This is a genomic window from Haliovirga abyssi, from assembly GCF_030295325.1.
Lineage (GTDB): Bacteria > Fusobacteriota > Fusobacteriia > Fusobacteriales > Haliovirgaceae > Haliovirga > Haliovirga abyssi.
Genome location: NZ_AP027059.1, coordinates 579,124 through 596,818 on the forward strand (window position 1 = coordinate 579,124; position 17,695 = coordinate 596,818).

14 protein-coding genes are annotated in these 17,695 nt (G+C 27.3%); 12 read left to right on the top strand and 2 right to left on the bottom strand.

What is annotated here, in order from left to right:
• Window positions 1-4 precede the first annotated feature (4 nt).
• The 7 genes from purB to RDY08_RS02575 all read left to right on the top strand — a co-directional run bounded on the left by purB (window position 5) and on the right by RDY08_RS02575 (window position 6,529).
• Complete coding sequence (gene purB / locus RDY08_RS02545) at window positions 5-1,438, top strand: adenylosuccinate lyase (protein ID WP_307904857.1); 1,434 nt, start codon at window positions 5-7, stop codon at window positions 1,436-1,438.
• 12 nt (window positions 1,439-1,450) lie between these two features.
• Entirely contained in the window at window positions 1,451-2,647 is a 1,197-nt protein-coding gene (locus RDY08_RS02550) for a GNAT family N-acetyltransferase (RefSeq protein WP_307904858.1), read from the top strand.
• Between the two features lie 44 nt (window positions 2,648-2,691).
• Window positions 2,692-3,195 carry a Gx transporter family protein gene (locus RDY08_RS02555; protein WP_307904859.1) on the top strand — a complete coding sequence of 168 codons (504 nt, stop codon included), beginning with the start codon at window positions 2,692-2,694 and terminating at the stop codon, window positions 3,193-3,195.
• A 154-nt stretch (window positions 3,196-3,349) separates the two neighbouring features.
• Window positions 3,350-3,955: a Uma2 family endonuclease gene (locus RDY08_RS02560; protein WP_307904860.1), complete on the top strand. Its 606-nt coding sequence runs from the start codon at window positions 3,350-3,352 to the stop codon at window positions 3,953-3,955.
• Window positions 3,956-4,013: 58 nt separating this feature from the next.
• Window positions 4,014-5,372, top strand: a complete 1,359-nt coding sequence (gene glmM / locus RDY08_RS02565; RefSeq protein ID WP_307904861.1) for a phosphoglucosamine mutase — start codon at window positions 4,014-4,016, stop codon at window positions 5,370-5,372.
• 173 nt (window positions 5,373-5,545) lie between these two features.
• Window positions 5,546-6,166, top strand: a complete 621-nt coding sequence (locus RDY08_RS02570) for a DNA-3-methyladenine glycosylase (protein ID WP_307904862.1) — start codon at window positions 5,546-5,548, stop codon at window positions 6,164-6,166.
• 132 nt (window positions 6,167-6,298) lie between these two features.
• Window positions 6,299-6,529, top strand: a complete 231-nt coding sequence (locus RDY08_RS02575; protein WP_307904863.1) for an ATP-binding protein — start codon at window positions 6,299-6,301, stop codon at window positions 6,527-6,529.
• A 211-nt stretch (window positions 6,530-6,740) separates the two neighbouring features.
• Here the strand turns inward: RDY08_RS02575 and RDY08_RS02580 are convergent, their stop codons facing one another.
• Window positions 6,741-7,079 (bottom strand): P-II family nitrogen regulator, encoded by a 339-nt coding sequence (locus RDY08_RS02580; protein ID WP_307904864.1) that lies wholly within the window; start codon window positions 7,077-7,079, stop codon window positions 6,741-6,743.
• 151 nt (window positions 7,080-7,230) lie between these two features.
• Window positions 7,231-8,505, bottom strand: coding sequence for an ammonium transporter (locus tag RDY08_RS02585; RefSeq protein WP_307904865.1), 1,275 nt, complete (start codon window positions 8,503-8,505; stop codon window positions 7,231-7,233).
• Between the two features lie 162 nt (window positions 8,506-8,667).
• Here RDY08_RS02585 and RDY08_RS02590 point away from each other — a divergent pair, with 162 nt between their 5' ends.
• The 5 genes from RDY08_RS02590 to RDY08_RS02610 all read left to right on the top strand — a co-directional run bounded on the left by RDY08_RS02590 (window position 8,668) and on the right by RDY08_RS02610 (window position 17,317).
• On the top strand, window positions 8,668-9,546 hold the full coding sequence (locus RDY08_RS02590; protein WP_307904866.1) for a LysR family transcriptional regulator: 879 nt from the start codon (window positions 8,668-8,670) through the stop codon (window positions 9,544-9,546).
• A 497-nt stretch (window positions 9,547-10,043) separates the two neighbouring features.
• Window positions 10,044-10,796, top strand: coding sequence for a YebC/PmpR family DNA-binding transcriptional regulator (locus RDY08_RS02595; RefSeq protein WP_307905437.1), 753 nt, complete (start codon window positions 10,044-10,046; stop codon window positions 10,794-10,796).
• A 795-nt stretch (window positions 10,797-11,591) separates the two neighbouring features.
• Complete coding sequence (locus tag RDY08_RS02600; RefSeq protein WP_307904867.1) at window positions 11,592-12,848, top strand: TolC family protein; 1,257 nt, start codon at window positions 11,592-11,594, stop codon at window positions 12,846-12,848.
• A gap of 20 nt (window positions 12,849-12,868) precedes the next feature.
• Window positions 12,869-14,296 carry an efflux RND transporter periplasmic adaptor subunit gene (locus RDY08_RS02605; protein WP_307904868.1) on the top strand — a complete coding sequence of 476 codons (1,428 nt, stop codon included), beginning with the start codon at window positions 12,869-12,871 and terminating at the stop codon, window positions 14,294-14,296.
• Window positions 14,297-17,317, top strand: a complete 3,021-nt coding sequence (locus RDY08_RS02610) for an efflux RND transporter permease subunit (protein WP_307904869.1) — start codon at window positions 14,297-14,299, stop codon at window positions 17,315-17,317.
• Window positions 17,318-17,695: the final 378 nt, after the last annotated feature.

A 17,695-nucleotide genomic window follows, 5' to 3' on the forward strand; every position in this document is an offset into this window, starting at 1 on the left:
TTAATTGGAGACAAAAGTTTATGTAAACCCTCTTGTTGAGAGGTATGGCTCAAAAGAGATGCTTTATAATTTTTCACATGACAAGAAATTTTCTACATGGAGAAAATTATGGATTGTACTTGCAGAAGGAGAAAAAGAGTTAGGATTACAAATTACAGATGAGCAAATAAGTGAAATGAAAAAGTATGAAAAGAAGATTAATTATGATGTAGCAAGAGCAAGAGAGAAAGAGGTGCGTCATGATGTAATGGCACATGTACATGCATTTGGAGAGCAAGTTCCAAACGCTCGTGGAATAATTCATTTAGGTGCTACTAGTGCTTACGTTGGAGATAATACAGATTTAGTGCAAATAGCTGATGGATTAAAAATTGTAAAGAAAAAAATGATTAATGTAATGAATTATCTAAAAAAAGTTGCGTTAGATTATAAAGATATGCCAACGCTTGGATTTACACATTTTCAACCAGCACAACTTACAACAGTTGGGAAAAGGGCAACTTTATGGTTACAAAGTATTATGCTTGATTTTGAAGAGCTTGAATTTAGAGAAAAAACATTAAGATTTAGAGGAGTAAAAGGTACAACTGGAACACAAGCTAGTTTTTTAGAACTGTTTAATGGCGATGAAGAAAAAGTAAAAGAATTAGATAAAAAAGTATCTGAAAAGATGGGATTTGAAAATAGATTTGGTGTATCTGGTCAAACATATGATAGGAAAGTGGATAGTCAAACATTGGCTCTTTTATCTCAAATTGCACAATCAGCACATAAGTTTAGTAATGATTTAAGATTATTACAACATTTAAAAGAAGTAGAAGAACCATTTGAAAAGAAACAAATTGGATCTAGCGCAATGGCATACAAAAGGAATCCTATGAGAAGTGAGAGAATAGCCTCTCTTAGTAGATTTGTAATGACATTAGTAGAAGGATTATCTTTTACTGCATCAACACAATGGTTTGAAAGAACTTTAGATGATTCAGCAAATAAGAGATTGTCAATCCCGCAAGCATTTTTAGCTGTGGATTCAATACTTACAATTTGGGCTAATATACTTGATGGAATAGTAATATATCCAAAAATGATAGAAAAACATATAAATGCAGAGCTTCCATTTATGGCTACTGAATATATAATAATGGAAGGTGTGAAAAAAGGTGGAGATAGACAAGAATTACATGAGAGAATAAGAGTTCATTCTATGGAAGCTGCAAAACAAGTTAAGATAGAAGGAAAAGAAAATGATCTAATAGAGAGAATATTAAAAGATGATTATTTTAATATTGATAAAAAAAGATTGGTAGATATACTAGATCCTAAGAATTTTATAGGAATGGCACAAAAACAAACAGAAGATTTTATAAAAAATGAGGTTGATCCAATTCTTGAAGCAAATAAAGAGCTTATAGGAATGGAATTTGATCTAAAAGTTTAGGAGTGATTTTTTATGGAAAATATAAAAACTCTTTTAGATACTATGGAATTAATACATTACATAGAAAAATATAAAAATAAAATATTAATATTTGTAGTAACAGGTAAAGTTTATATCAGGGATATTATCCCTGATATAATTATTTTGCAAAGTTTTAATATAAAAGTAATGTTAGTTATAGGCTATAGTGAGAAGATTAAAAAATATAATATAAGTGAGCTAAAGAATGAAATGTCAGAGATAGTTTTGGAAATATCTTCAATGTTAAAAAAGAATAATTTGGATCCAATGCCTTCAATAGGGACAGAGGTATTTGCAAAAGATATAAAAACTTCTGAATATAAAAAAGTAAGTGGATTTGACATAGAGACTTTTGAATTTGCATTAAAAAATAATAAAATTCCAATTATTGCACCAATAGGTATGAATGCTAGAGGTAAATATTTGAAATTAGATGAAAAAGATGTAGCAATGGAATTAGGAATTTCATTTAAAGCGAGCACAGTTTTTTTTATAAGTGAAGTTGATGGAGTGATTTTAAATGGTAATAGAATGCAATTTTTAACATATAAGGATGCAAAGAAAATTTTAGCAAACGGTGTTATTGATAAAAATATAAAAGAAATTATGTCGTATGGTGTACAATTGATAGAAAAAGGTATAAAAGAATTTTCCATATTAGAAGGGAAAACTGGAAATATATATAAAGAGGTATTAACTTATGATATATCGGGGACTTTAATTAGTAAAGGCGATGATGAAATTATAAGATTTGCAGATATAGAAGATGTACCTTCAATATATTTGTTAATAAAGAATGAAATGACTAAAAATAATATATTACCGATTACAGAAGATAATATAGAAAATGCAGTAGATGATTATATTGTGTATGAAATAGATAGTAGTATAGTTGCAGCTGGAAAGTTGAATTATTATGAAAATGTAGGAGAAATTGCTAAAATAGTAACATTACCAAGATATCAAGGTGGGAAAAAAGCAAAATCAGTATGTTTAGCTTTAATAGAAAAGGCGAAATCAGAAAAACTTGATTATGTTTTTGGACTTACAGTAAATGAAAGTATGATGAAACTTTTTAGAAAATTAGGATTTGTTGAAGTGAAAAGAGAGAGTTTTCCAGAAGAGTGGAAAAGGCAATATGACTTTGAAAGGCCATCGAAAGGATTTAGATTAAATTTGAATTTGTGAGAAAGTTTTGGTTAAGATTATAAGGAGATATAGTGTGATTAATTATGAAAAAAAGTGAGAAAAAGAGAGTAGCATATCAAATAACTTTAATATTAATGGCACTATATTTTTCCTTATTAGAAAGTATGATTCCAAAGCCATTTCCGTGGATGAGAATAGGTTTATCTAATATAGCTACATTAATTGGAATAGAAAAATTTGGTGTTAATTTTGGAATAGAAATAGTTATACTTAGAATATTTATAAATAGTTTTATGTTAGGGACTATGTTTACTCCAAATTTTTTTATTAGTTTAGGAGCTGGATTTGTTACTGTGATTATAATGGGCGGATTATTTAAATTTAGGAAATATCTATCATTAATATCCATAAGTGGAGTAGCAGGATTAGTTCACAATTTCATTCAATTAATAATAGTTTATTTTTTACTTTTTAGAAATATATCTATTTTTGAAAGAGAAATTTTTATATTTATACTATTTTTTATTGTAATGGGATTTATTTCAGGAGCAATAGTTGGGTTTTTTGCTGAAAAATATAGGGTGTAATTTTTTTACTTTTTAAAGTTTGGGAACGTTTAAAAAATAATGTTCTCATATTTGTTCATAAAAAGGCTAGAAACATTGCCTATTTTATAAACAAATGGGTAAGTTATTTTTAAGCCGTTCCTTGGTAATATTTTATAATAGGAGGGACAATAAAATGGCAGCAGTTAGAAAAATAAAAGAAAAATATACATATGAAAATTATAAAAATTGGAAAGATAGTGAAGATTGGGAAATAATAGGCGGGAAAGTATATTCAATGTCGCCAAGCCCAAATAGAAAGCATCAAGAAATTGCTAGTAAAATACATGGGAAAATATTTAGATATTTGGAAGGTAAAAAATGTAAAGTATATTACGAATTAGATGTATTGTTGTCAGAAGAAGATATAGTAAAACCAGATATATTAGTAGTTTGTGATGAAAATAAATTAACAGATAAAAATATAAATGGAGCACCTGATTTGGTGATAGAAATATTATCTCCAAGTACAGCTAAAAGAGATAAAGTTTTAAAATATGAATTATACAAAAAAAGTGGAGTAAAAGAATATTGGATAGTAGATCCATATAATTTATCAATAGATGTACACAATTTTAAAGATGAAAAAGTTTCTCATTATTTTTATGAAGATACTCTTGAAAATTTTAAAGAGAAAGAGCAAGAATGTGAAAATGAGAAAGAAAAAAAAGAAAATATTTTAGAAGTAGGAATATTTAATGGAGAACTAAAATTAGATGTAAATTATCTATTTGAAGATTAAAAAATTAAAAAAATAAAAGCAGATATAAAAAACAAAAACATTGGAGGAAAAATATAAGATGGGTAGAAAATATTTTGGAACAGACGGAATAAGAGGAGAAGCAAATATAGAATTAACTCCGGAATTAGCAATGGATTTAGGATTTGCATTAGGGTATTATTTAACAAAAAAATCAAATGGAAAAACCCCTAAAGTTATATTAGGGACAGATACAAGAGTTTCTGGATATATGTTAAGATCATCAATTTTTGCAGGATTAACTTCAATGGGAGTTAATATAGATTTTGTAGGAGTATTGCCAACTCCTGGAGTAGCATATATTACAAAGCAATCAAAAGCAGATGCAGGAATTATGATATCAGCTTCTCATAATCCAGCAAAAGATAATGGAATAAAAATATTTAGTAGTGATGGGTATAAATTACCTGATAGTGTAGAGGAAGAGTTAGAAAATTTAATAGATAGTGCTAGTGAATTAAAAAAATATAGAAAATCAGGAGATGAAGTTGGGAAATTTAGATATTCAGAAGATGATTTTTATATTTATCAAGATTTTTTATTATCTACAGTAAAAAATAATTTTAAAGGGATGAAAATAATTTTGGATACTGCTAATGGAGCTTCTTATAGAATTGCACCGAGAGTATTTTATGAACTTGGAGCAGAAATAGTTGCTATAAATAATATTCCAAATGGTAGAAATATAAATGTAAAATGTGGCTCTACAGATATGGGGATTTTGCAAAAAGTTGTTTTGGGATATAATGCAGATTTAGGATTAGCTTTTGATGGAGATGCTGATAGACTATTAGCAGTAGATCATACAGGAAAAATAATTGATGGAGATAAAATAATTGCAGCAATAGTTAAGAAATTTAAAGCAGAGGGTAAATTAAATAAAAATAAAGTGGTAACAACAACAATGAGTAACATGGGATTTGAAAAACATTTAAAAGATAATGGAATAGAGTTAATAAGAGCACAAGTTGGAGATAGATATGTATTAGAAAAAATGAAAGAGGATAATTTGAATATAGGTGGAGAACAATCAGGGCATATAATATTTTTAGACTATAATACTACTGGAGACGGTATTCTTACAGCATTACAACTTGTGGATGCTTTGAAAGAACAAAAAAAGAGTTTACATGATTTGGTAAAAGATATAGAAGAATACCCTCAAACAATGATAAATGTAAAAGTATCAAATGAAAAAAAGAGAAGTTGGCATGAAAATAAAGATATAATAGAATTTATAGATAAAAAAGAGAAAGAGATGAATGGAAATGGAAGGGTTATAGTAAGGCCATCTGGAACAGAACCATTAATAAGAGTTATGGTAGAAGGGAATAGTATGGATATGGTTGTAACTGTGGCTCAAGAAATTGCGGATTTAATAGAGAATAAGTTGAGTTGAAAAATAATTGAAGAAAAAGGAGACAACGCAGAGGCGCAGAGTTATCAGAGTGACACAGAGATAACAGTATTATTGAAGCAAATAATATTGTTTAGGAATAGCTTTAAAAAGAACTTTCCAATTTTATTTATTTTATACACAGAATTGTAACAGTTTTTTTAGGAGATGTTAAAATGAGATTTTCAAAAGAATTCTATTTAGATAATGCAGTAAGTTTAGCTAAAAAATTATTAGGGCAATATATTGTAAGAAGAATAGATGGGAAAGAGATTATAGTAAAGATAGTGGAAACAGAGGCATATGTAGGACCTGAAGATAAAGGATGTCATGCGTATAATAATAGGAGAACAAAGAGAACAGAATCAATGTTTTTAGAAGGTGGATATGCTTATGTGTATATTATTTATGGGATGTATTATTGCTTAAATATTGTAACGGCCAAAGAGGATAAACCCGAGGCAGTATTAATAAGAGCAGTAGAACCCATAAGCGGTCTAGAATACATAAAAGAGAATAGAAAAATAAAATCAACAAAGATTGAAGAGTTAACAAATGGGCCTGGTAAATTGTGTAAGGCTTTAAATATAAATAAATCATTAGATAAGTATAATTTAGTAACTGGCGAAGAACTGTTTGTTATGAAAAATGAAAATATTGAAAAAGAAAAAGTAGTGGAAAAAATAGCTGAAAGTAAAAGAATTAATATTGATTATGCAGAAGAGTATACAGAAAAATTATGGAGATTTTATATAAAAGGAAATAAGTTTGTTTCTAAAAATAAGGTTAAAAATTAGATAATTTTGTCTAATGGTAACTTAGAAATAGCTTTAAAATACGCAAAATTCCTAAAAATATATTGACAGACTATTCGTATTGTGATATTATAATATTCGAATGACGTAATATAAAAAAATAGGAGGAATCAAATGAAAAAAGCAGTTATAGTAGAAGCAAGATGTGACAGATCACCATTTTGTCCAGCTAAGAGAGCTTGTCCAACAAAAGCAATTGAAGCAAAAAAAAATAGTAATAAAGAATCAGGATTTTTCGGATTATTTGGAGGTTCGCCTTCAGGATATGAAGTTAATTCAGAAAAGTGTACTGGATGTAGCATTTGTTTAAATTATTGTCCAATGGGAGCAATAGATATAAAATAATTATTAAAAGGTTTTAAAAAAATGGGAGATGAAATTTATCATCTCCCATTTTTTTAATTTACTAGGAAAGTATAAATTTGTCTAGAAAATAAGCTACGCCATTTTTTTGAAATATGCGATTTTTCAAAGCGAAATTTTTCAGAAGCCAAAAATTTTGAAAAACATTTATGTTCTACCAGATGAAGCGTAGCTTATTTTTTAATAAAATTTTTTATATTGCATTTTCATCCTTTTCACCAGTTCTAATCCTAACTACATTTTCAATATTAGAAATGAAAATTTTTCCATCTCCTATTTGACCAGTTTTAGAATTGGACATGATTATTTTTGTTATTTTATTAACTGCTAAATCATTTGCAACTATTTCTAATTTTATTTTAGGTAAAAAATCAATTTTGTATTCTGCACCCCTAAATATTTCAGTTTGACCTTTCTGTCTTCCGAAACCTCTTACTTCTGTAATTGTAATACCTTTTACTCCTGCTTCGCTTAAAGCTTCTTTTACATCAGTTAATTTTACAGGTTTGATAATAGCTTCAATTTTTTTCATTTAAAATCCACTCCTTTTTTTAATCTTTAGCCACTAATTTACACTACTCTTCACTTATAAATTATATGAATTTTATTAGTGTTAATTGGTGGCTAATTTTTATTTTTTATTTTTGATCACATCTTATTATATAATCCTAAATTTTTATTTTCTATTTAAATAGGTCACTTGTATAATGTGATTGGAATTCTGGATAAGCAGAATATCCATGTTCAGCTTTATCAAGTCCAATTAATTCATCTTCAGCACTAACTCTAAGTCCTGCTATTTTGTCTATTAAAATAAATAGAATGAATCCAGTAATTAAAGCATATGTAACAACAGAAACAGCTCCAATTAGTTGAGTTAAAAAACTATATTCTTTAGTGAATAATCCAACGGCTAAAGTTCCCCATACTCCATTTATTCCATGAACTGAAACAGCCCCAACAGGATCATCTATTTTTAATTTATCAAAGAACGGTACTGCAAGTGATACAAATAAACCTGCAAACAGTCCAACTATTATAGCACTTCCAGGAGACAAAGCATCTGCTCCAGCAGTTACTGCTACAAGTCCAGCTAATGCACCATTAAGAGTCATACCTAAATCGACAAGTTTTGTTCTAAATGCTGAATATAACATAGCCATAACTGTTCCAGCAGCACCACCTAAAGTGGTATTTAAAAATACTATTGCAATACTTCCATCACCAGTTAAAGTAGAACCTCCATTAAATCCATACCATCCAAACCAAAGAATAAATGTTCCAAGTACAGCTAAAGGGATATTGTGTCCTGGTATCGCATTAACAGTTCCATCTTTTTTAAATTTACCAAATCTTGGTCCAAGTACAACTGCTCCAGTAAATGCTAACCATCCACCTAAAGCATGTATGACTGTAGAACCTGCAAAATCATGAAAATTCATTGCTGCAAGCCAACCATCACTGCTCCAAGCCCAATGTCCAAATATAGGATAAATAAATCCTGCAATAACAGCACTTGCTATTACATATCCAGTTAATTTTATTCTTTCTGCGACTGCTCCAGATACAATTGTTGCTGCTGCTCCAGCAAACATAACTTGGAATACCCAAAACATAATTCCAGCATTATCTCCATTTGTAATATAATCACTTAATAAAAAATTTGTAGTTCCAATAAAACTACCTTTTCCAAACATAAATGCAAATCCAAACATAAAAAAGATTAAACTTCCAACTGCAAAATCTAAAATTCCTTTTGTAGCAACATTAACAGAATTTTTGGCTCTTGTAAATCCTGATTCTAATGCAATAAATCCAACTTGCATAAACATAACTAAACCACTAGCTACTCCTAACCATACTAAATTCAAATTACTTTGCGTTGTAGGTGCTTGTGCAGCACTAGCGACGTTTGATAAAAAAATAAAAACTCCTAAACTACTAAATACTTTTTTCATTGTAAAAACCTCCTGATATTTATTAAGAATGTTTAAAAAATAATTTTTTCATGATAAACATCTCTGTAAAATTGATACTTGAATTATAGCAAGAAATATTGTATAATTCAAATATATCTTTTTAATAATTAACATATACGAAATATATAGGAGGCTGATGAAATGGATTTACATCATTTAAAAATTTTTTATTATGTGGCAACAGAAAAAAGCTTTACTAAAGCAGCTAATAAATTATATATAAACCAATCTGCAGTATCTATTCAAATAAAAAAATTTGAAGATAATTTAGGGGTTAAGCTTTTTGACAGAAGTGAAAAAAAAATAAAATTAACTTATGCAGGAGATACATTATTTAAAATAGCAGATGATATATTTAAAAATGTAAAAAGGGCAGAAAAAGAGATAGAAAAAGTTGTATCGGACCAAAAAGGTAAATTAGTTATAGGGGCTACCCATATAATAGGAGAACCATTATTACCTAAAATTATTATGGAAATTAAAGAAAGTTACCCTGGTATGGAATTTGAAATACATATACAAGAAAGAGATATTTTATTAGATATGTTAAAAGAGGGGAATGTGGATATTGTTTTAATGGGAGATTTTTTTATAAATGATAAAAGTTATTCTATAATCCCAATAGCAGATTATCCATTTATATTGATAAATAAATATAATATTGAAGATAAAAATGATTTGGAGAAAATACCTTTAATAAGTAGAGATGACAGTTTAATTTTGGAAAAAAATCTTGTTACTTTAGAAAGGAAATACAATATTCAGATAAAAAATAGATTTAAAGTTAATGGAAGTATAGAAACAGTTAAAAATCTTGTGATAGAGGGAATCGGATATACAATATTACCATATTATTGTGTATATAAAGAGATAAAAAATAAAGAATTACAAGTTGTAGAAAATTTTGATAAATTTAAAATAGGATATCAAGCTGTAATATTAAGAGATAGAATGAAAGATATAGATTTGATAAAGTTTATTGATTTTATAAAATTGTTTAAGATAGAAAAAGAGTTATAGAGTGAGGGGAGAATTTAGGTTGTCTCATTAAATTAAGAATATTTAAAAAAATAAAAGATTCAGCACAAAGAAAGGAGAACGCAAAGTATCTCAAAGAGTAATTCATATAGAAATAGAATTCATTTTTACCAAAATAAGAACAAATTTATACTTTATTAATTAGCAAAAAAAATATTTTCTTACTGTTTCTTAGTGAACTTTGAGTCTTTGTGCTGAGTGAATTAGTGTTTATAGCATTTATTCTGTATTGTCAGTTTTTCTTAACTTGATAATATTAAGGAGTTTGTTATATTTAAGAATGGAAAGCATAGACATAATTTTTTAATGTATTTAAGTAGTGATAGTATTGTGAAAAAAGCTACCTTGAAAAATAGATAAAATTATGATAAAATATAAAAATTAGAGGATAGTTAAAAAAATAGATTTTAAATGTTTTTAAGAGTATCTGTTTTTTATTTTGAAATAACTATTTAAAAAATATTTTAGGAGGGATGAAATTGTCAGGACATAGTAAATGGGCGAATATTCAACATAGAAAAGGTAGACAAGATGCTAAGAGAGGTAAAATGTTTACTAAAATGGCAAAAGAGTTGACAATTGCAGCTAAAGAAGCAGGGGGAAATATAGAATTTAACCCTAGACTAAGATTAGCGGTAGATAAAGCAAAAGGTGCAAATATGCCAAAAGATAATATAGAGAGAGCTATAAAAAAAGGAACTGGTGAATTAGAAGGGGTAGAATATCTTGAAATAAGATATGAAGGTTATGGTCCAGCAGGAGTGGCTATAATTGTAGATGCAGTTACAGATAATAAAAATAGAACAGCTTCTTCTGTAAGAAGTATTTTTTCTAAAAGTGGTGGAAACTTAGGAGAAACAGGAGTAGTAGGTTGGATGTTTGATAGAAAAGGTGTTATAACTTTTGATGCAAGTAAAGTAACAGAAGATGAAGTTATGGAAGTAGCCTTAGATGCAGGGGCAGAGGATGTAGTTACTGAAGAAACAGAAATTACAGTATTGACAGAACCAGATGATTATGAAAATGTAAAAAAAGCTATTGATGATGCTGGATTAAAATATGAAGATGCAGAATTAACATTTCATCCACAAAATACAGTAGATGTGACAGATGAAGAAAATGCAACTAAAGTATTAAAACTTATAGATAAACTTGAAGAAGATGATGATGTACAAGAGGTTTATTCTAATTTTAATATATCAGATGAATTATTAGAAAAAATAGTATTTTAATAAATAAAAAAAAAAAGAATGTCAGGATAATATATATTATCCTGACATTCTTTTTTTTTGCAATAGGAAAATATAAGTCTATTCAGAAAATAAGCTACATCTTTTTTTTGAAATATGCGATTTTGTTAAATTTTTTAGAAATTAAAAATTTAGAAAAACATTTATGCGTTATCAGAGGAAGCTTAGTTTATTTTAAACATTCTAAAGATTATTTTATCCCTTTGTTTATCTCTTCATTTCTTTGTCTTGATACAAAGAAACGAAGCAAAGAAAAATCAAGAAGCTAAAAAACTCGTTCGCTTTAGAGGAGGACGCTCTCTCAGACAGTTTTAGCTTCGGGAGATTTTATGAGAAAAAAGCTATAAATCTCTTAATAGATTTATCTTTAAAGTTATATTGATTATATTGGGAACGTTTAAAAAATAAGTTTCTCATTTTTTGTTATAAAAACGCTTAAACCATTGTGTATTTTAAAACAAAATCGGAAGGTTATTTTTAAGCCGTTCCTTATTAATTTCTATTGTTTTCTTTTTCGCTTTTTTCTCATAAAATCTTTTTTATTTTTATTTTGAAGAAACTTTATGATTTTGAGTTTTTTTGGTATTCATTTGAGATAGTCATACACCTTTATATCATAATTGGATAAATCACTTTGTTTCTTTAATTTTTATAAAGTTCATTAATAAGATAAATAAAATATAAAATTAAGGAAAAATTAAGAATTAGTTAAAATTAAATTAATATGAATAGAGTATAATTAGTTTAAGAAAAAATAAAAAAAGGAGGAAAAACAAAATGAAGAAAAAAATACTATTTTTACTATTTACATTTATGGTAGGGAATTTGTATTCAATGGAAATAACTTTACAAGAAGCAATTAGAAAAGGGGTGAGTGAAAATGTAAATGTTAAAAATGAAAAAATAACACAAGAAAATACAGAAATAATGAAAAAACAAGCAATCAAAACTGCATTACCAAAAGTGAAATTGACAAGTAGTTATACAAAATTTGAAAATCCAATGAATCCAATGGATAAAAATTCAGATAATATGTATGGAAATAAAATATCAATAGAGCAACCTATTTTTACTGGTGGTAAAATATTAATTGGAATAGATACAGCAGATTTATTAGGAAAACAAGGTAATTATTTATTGGAGAAAAAAGAAAAAGATGCAGAGTTAGAGATAACAAAATCATATATAACAATTTTAAAATTAGAAAAAAATAGAGAGGTTTTAAAGGATTCGTTGGAACAATTAAAAGAAACATATAAAATGATTAATGCACAATATAAATTGAATTTGATAACAAAGACTCCACTATTGGAGATTGATTATACAATGACAAATTTAGATAGTCAATTATTAGAATTAGAAAAAGGGATAAAAATATCTAAAGCAAATTTAAAAAGATTAATTGGAATGGCTAATAGTGAAACTATAGAATTAAAAGATATTTCAATAAAAGAAAATCAAGAAAAAATATTAAATATAGATGAAGGGATAAAAATCGCTAAAGAAAATGGAACAGATGTAAAGCTTGTAAAAATAGGAACAGAATTTCAAGAGATGAATACAAAATTAAAAAGAGCGGATCTATTTCCAACAATAGCTTTTAATTTTGGAATAGAAAATAGTTCTACAGATATAGAAGGAATAAAAGATAAATGGAATTGGTCAGGAACAATTATGTTTAGTTATAATCTATTTGATTTTGGAAATAGTCAAGATGAATATAGGAAATCAAAAAATGAGCTGAAAATTTCTAAAAATAGTGAAAAGAACAGCTTAGAACAATTAGAAATTGGAATTAGAAACAGTTATTATGAATTGGAAATTTCTAAAAAGTTAATTAAAGCAAAAGAACAAGCATTGGCGAGTTCAAAAGAACAATATGAATTAGATAAAGGGCGTCATATAGCAGGATTAATAACTACAACAGATTTTTTGAAATCAGAAAATAATTTAAGACAATCAGAAATTAATTTGATAAATGCAAGATTAGATTATTATTTAGCTGAAAAAACATATGAAAATAAAATAAAATAAAAAATAGGAGGATGTTAAAAATGAAAAAAAGTAAATTAATTATAGGAGCAATATTAATAATATCTATAGGTGTAGTGTCAAGTGGATTTGGGAAAAAAGCTCCAGCAACTACAGCTGTAGTGAAAAAGGAAACTAAAAAATCGGTAAAAGTAGAAATAGTAAAAACACAAAAAATACAAAAAAAAGTTGTTACAAATGGGCAAACAGAACCACTATTAGAAGTGAAACAATCATCTAAGATTGGCGGAGAAATTTCAGATATTTTAGTGAAAAATGGAGATTATGTAAAAAAAGATGATGTGATTTTAAAATTAGATAATGATAGAATAGAGGCAAATTATAAAACAGCTAAAGCAAACTATTTAATGGCTAAAAGTAATTATGAAAGAGTAAATCTTTTTTCTAAATCTGAAAATATAAGAAAATTAGAACAAGCAGAAGCAGGGGTTACAAGTGCAAAAATGAAACTTGAAAAAGCTTTAAAAGGAGCAGATAAAGAAGAGATATCAAATGCAGAATCAAGAGTAAAAATAGCTGAAAGTAATTATAATTTAATAAAAAATTTATATGAAAAAAACAGACAATTATATAAAGAAAATTTAATTTCAGAGCAAGGTTTTATGGACATTGAAAATAAATATGAAAATGCTAAAAATTCATATGAAACAGCTAAAAGGAATTTGATTTTAATTAAAAAAGGAGCAGATGAGGAGGATATTACCTCTTTAAGGGCTAATTTACAAAATGCAGAACAATCATATGAGCTGTTAAAGAAATATGTTGATAATAAAATTTGGGAATATGAAATTACAAATAGTAGAGCTAGTTATTTAACAGCAAAAGCAAATTATGAATTAATGCAAAAACAATATGATGATTTAACTGTAAATGCTAAAATAAGTGGAGTAATTACTAATATGAATTTGGATAAGTATGGTCAAGTAAAGGCAGAAGGCAAAATTCCAATGTTTAGTGTAATTAATACAAGTGAAATGATAGTAGAAGTAGGAATTTCGGGGAAAGATTTTATGGATTTGGAGAAAAAAGATAAAGTTAGAATTTATATAGAAGATTTAGATAAATGGTATAATGGAGAAGTTTATGAGATGAATCCATCAGCTTCAGAAGGAACAGATAAATTTAAAGTGAAAATTAAATTAAAAAATCCTGATAATAGAATTCAAGTGGGAATGTATGTAAAAGCAGAAATTGATACAAAAACAATAAATGGAATATTAGTTCCGAAAAAAGCAATTGTAATTGATAATTTATCTAAATATATATTTATAAGTGAAAATGGAAAAGCTAAAAAAATGAGAGTTGAAACAGGAATAGAAAATGGAAATAATATTGAAATTTTGTCAAAGAATATTAAAGCTGGAGATGAAATTATAATAGAAGGTCAATATACATTAGAGAACAATAGTTTAATAAATGAGGTGAAATAGATGAAATTAGTAGAATTTTCAATAAAAAGACCTGTTGCTATGACAATGATTATAATAACAATGTTAGTAGCAGGAGTTATAGCAATGTTAAATATGTCTGCTGAATTAATGCCAGATTTTGATATGCCAATTGTTTCAGTAAAAACAACTTGGGTAGGAGCTTCTCCTGAAGATATGGATAAATTAGTAACAGAAAAAATTGAAGATGCTCTTTCTGGAATAGATGGAGTAGATAAAGTTACTTCATATTCAGGTCAAAATTATTCATATGTAATTGTAGAATTTGATTATGGAGTAGATACTGATAAAAAAGTTGATTTAATTCAAAATGAAGTTAGCAAAATAAGAGGCAAGTTACCAAGTGATATAACTGATCCATATGTAACAAAGATGGATGTAACTGGTGGAACTGGAGTAGCAACAGTTGAAATGAGTGGAGCAGATTTGATGGAATTAAAAGGAATTGCGGACAATACAATAAAGCCTAGATTACAGCAAATTAAAGGAGTCGGAAGTGTAGAAGTAAGTGGCGGATTGGAAAAACGGATATTAATAGAGATTGATCCAAATAGATTAGCAAATTACAATATGGATGTTAGCAGTGTTGTAAATATATTAAAAGCTTCAAATATAAATATCCCTGGTGGAATGGTTTATGAAGGGGATAAAGAGATGTTAATTAGAGTAATGGGAGAAATTAAAACTTTAGAACAAGTAAAAAATATAGTGATTAGCAACAAAAATAATGAGATATTGAGATTAAAAGATATATGTAATGTAAATTTAACTACTAAAAAAAGAGAAACTTATAGTAGATTAAATGGAAAAACAGTATTATCTTTAAATATTAAAAAGACAAAAGATGGAAATGCAGTTGAAATTGTTAAAAAGTTAAAAGAAGAATTAAAAGATATGAAAAATTATATATCGTCGGATATAGATTTAAAAATAAGTTATGATTCTTCAAAAGAGATAGGAGATTCTATTAATACTGTGGTAAATAATGGATTAACTGGATTAGTTTTGGCTGCGATTATATTATTACTATTCTTAAAAAATATGAGAACAAGTGGAATTGTAGCAATGGCTATACCAACTTCGATAATCTTTGCAGTTTTTTTATTAAAGGTAAAAGGGGTATCATTAAATAGAATATCACTACTTGGATTAGCTTTGGGCGTTGGAATGGTTGTGGATAATTCTATAGTTGTTATTGATAATATATATAGGAAAATAACAGAAGAGGGAGAAAAAGTATTTGAAGCTGTAAGAGATGGAGCTTCTGAAATGGCTGTGCCTATAATTGCTTCTACAGCAACTTCAGTGGCAGTATTTGCTCCAATATTATTTACAAATGGAATGGCAAAAGAGATATTTCAAGATTTAGCTTATTCAATAATATTTTCATTATTAGCTTCTATAATAATAGCATTAACTTTTGTACCTATGGTAGCTTCTAAAATATTAAAAAGTGGAGAGAAAAAAGATTTTGATGGTAAATTATTTACAAAAGTGAAATTTGGATATCATAAGTTACTGGATAGTGCATTAAAACATAAAGCTATAACATTATTTATAACAGGAATAGTTTTCTTTGGAGCTATATTTTTCGGAGTTAAAAATATAGAGATGGAGTTTATGCCAAAAGTTGATAATGCTCAATATAATGTTACAGCTGAATTACCAAAAGGGTTAGATATAGAAAAAGCAAATAGAATAGCTTATCAAATGGAAAAAATAGTAAAAAATGATAAAAATACAATACAATATGCAACAGTAGTAAAAAAAGATGAAGTTAATATAAATGTTGATGTAATTAAGAAAAATAAAAGAAGAGAATCAATAGATGAAATAACTAAAAGAATGAGAGAAAAGTTAAAAGTGATTCCAGATGCAAAAATGAAATTTAGTTTAGGTTTTGGACCAAGTGGTGGAGATATTCAATTACAATTATTAGGAAGAAATCAAAAAATATTAGTTGATGTTTCAAATGAAATAAAAAATAAGATGAGATCAATTGATGGATTTACAGATGTAAAATCTTCTTTTGAAGGTGGAAATCCAGAAGGTAAAATAGTAATAGATAGAACAAAAGCACAATATTATGGATTAAGAGTTGCTCAAATTAACCAGATAATAAGTTATCAAATTTTGGGAACAGAACCATTTACAATAAAAACAGATGATGAAGAGGTAGATGTTAGCGTACAATTAATGAAGAAGTATAAAAATTCAAGTGAAAAATTAATGGAGATGAGAATAAAAACTCCAACTGGAAAAACAATACAATTAAAAGATATAGCAGAGCTAAAAGTAGAAGAAGGTCCATCTGAAATAGTAAAAGAAAATAAAATAAAAAAAATTACTCTATCTGCAAATAGCTCTACAATGGCATTAAAAACAGCTGAAAAACAGATAAAAGAAGTGATAAATAATATGGAACTTCCTAAAGGAGTTACTTATAAATTTGGTGGAGAAAGTGAACAATTTTCAAAAGTGATGAAAGACTTAACCATAGCATTAGCATTAGCTATATTCTTAATATATTTCATTTTGGCTACACAATTTGAATCATTTATATTACCGCTTATAGTAATGGGAACTTTGCCACTATCTGTAATTGGGATAATAATAGGACTTGTAATAACTGGAACTAATTTTAGTATGATGGTAATGATTGGAATAATAATGTTAGCGGGAATAGTTGTAAATAATGCAATAGTATTAATAGACTATATACATTCGTTAAGGGAAAAAGGGGTAGAATTAGTAGAAGCTATTAAAAAAGGTGGAGAAACTAGACTAAGACCTATACTAATGACAACATTTACAACAATATTTGGGATGATTCCATTAGCTTTAGGAATAGGAGAAGGTTCAGAATTTTTTAAAGGAATGGCAATTTCAGTAATATTTGGATTAGGGTTTGCAACGTTATTGACATTAGTAGTGATTCCTGTAATGTATTCAATAGTTGAAGGGATTAAGGAAAAAAGGAAAATAAGAAAAGAAATAAAATAAATTTACACACACTCTCTCCCTTTTTCCGATTTGGGTTTCCATTTTGGAGGAAGGGAGTTTTTATTTGAGATATTTAATTAGAAAATAAAGATAGAAAAAATTAGAAAAATAAGCTAGAATAGTAGTAAGGGCAATTCGTGAATTGCCCTTACAGCAGAGGTGTTAGATGCTATAAATGAAATAAATTTGTTTAGAATTTTTTTATTTAAAATAACAAATAGTAGGGGCGTTGCCGTTGGCACGCCCAAACATATAAAAATACATTTAAAATTTTGTATACAAATGGAATTTACGAAATGGATAATATATGGGGAAATGAGATGTAAAAAAATAGGGTTTGCCACCGGCAAACCCCTACGGGTCATGTGTATTCAATGC

Coding starts and splice junctions, on each gene's coding strand:
- RDY08_RS02550 (WP_307904858.1), top strand. CDS start 1,451: ATGGAAAATATAAAAACTCTTTTAGATACTATGGAATTAATACATTAC.
- RDY08_RS02575 (WP_307904863.1), top strand. CDS start 6,299: ATGAAAAAAGCAGTTATAGTAGAAGCAAGATGTGACAGATCACCATTT.
- RDY08_RS02600 (WP_307904867.1), top strand. CDS start 11,592: ATGAAGAAAAAAATACTATTTTTACTATTTACATTTATGGTAGGGAAT.
- RDY08_RS02590 (WP_307904866.1), top strand. CDS start 8,668: ATGGATTTACATCATTTAAAAATTTTTTATTATGTGGCAACAGAAAAA.
- RDY08_RS02560 (WP_307904860.1), top strand. CDS start 3,350: ATGGCAGCAGTTAGAAAAATAAAAGAAAAATATACATATGAAAATTAT.
- RDY08_RS02555 (WP_307904859.1), top strand. CDS start 2,692: ATGAAAAAAAGTGAGAAAAAGAGAGTAGCATATCAAATAACTTTAATA.
- RDY08_RS02580 (WP_307904864.1), bottom strand. CDS start 7,079: ATGAAAAAAATTGAAGCTATTATCAAACCTGTAAAATTAACTGATGTA.
- RDY08_RS02585 (WP_307904865.1), bottom strand. CDS start 8,505: ATGAAAAAAGTATTTAGTAGTTTAGGAGTTTTTATTTTTTTATCAAAC.
- RDY08_RS02570 (WP_307904862.1), top strand. CDS start 5,546: ATGAGATTTTCAAAAGAATTCTATTTAGATAATGCAGTAAGTTTAGCT.
- glmM (WP_307904861.1), top strand. CDS start 4,014: ATGGGTAGAAAATATTTTGGAACAGACGGAATAAGAGGAGAAGCAAAT.
- RDY08_RS02605 (WP_307904868.1), top strand. CDS start 12,869: ATGAAAAAAAGTAAATTAATTATAGGAGCAATATTAATAATATCTATA.
- RDY08_RS02610 (WP_307904869.1), top strand. CDS start 14,297: ATGAAATTAGTAGAATTTTCAATAAAAAGACCTGTTGCTATGACAATG.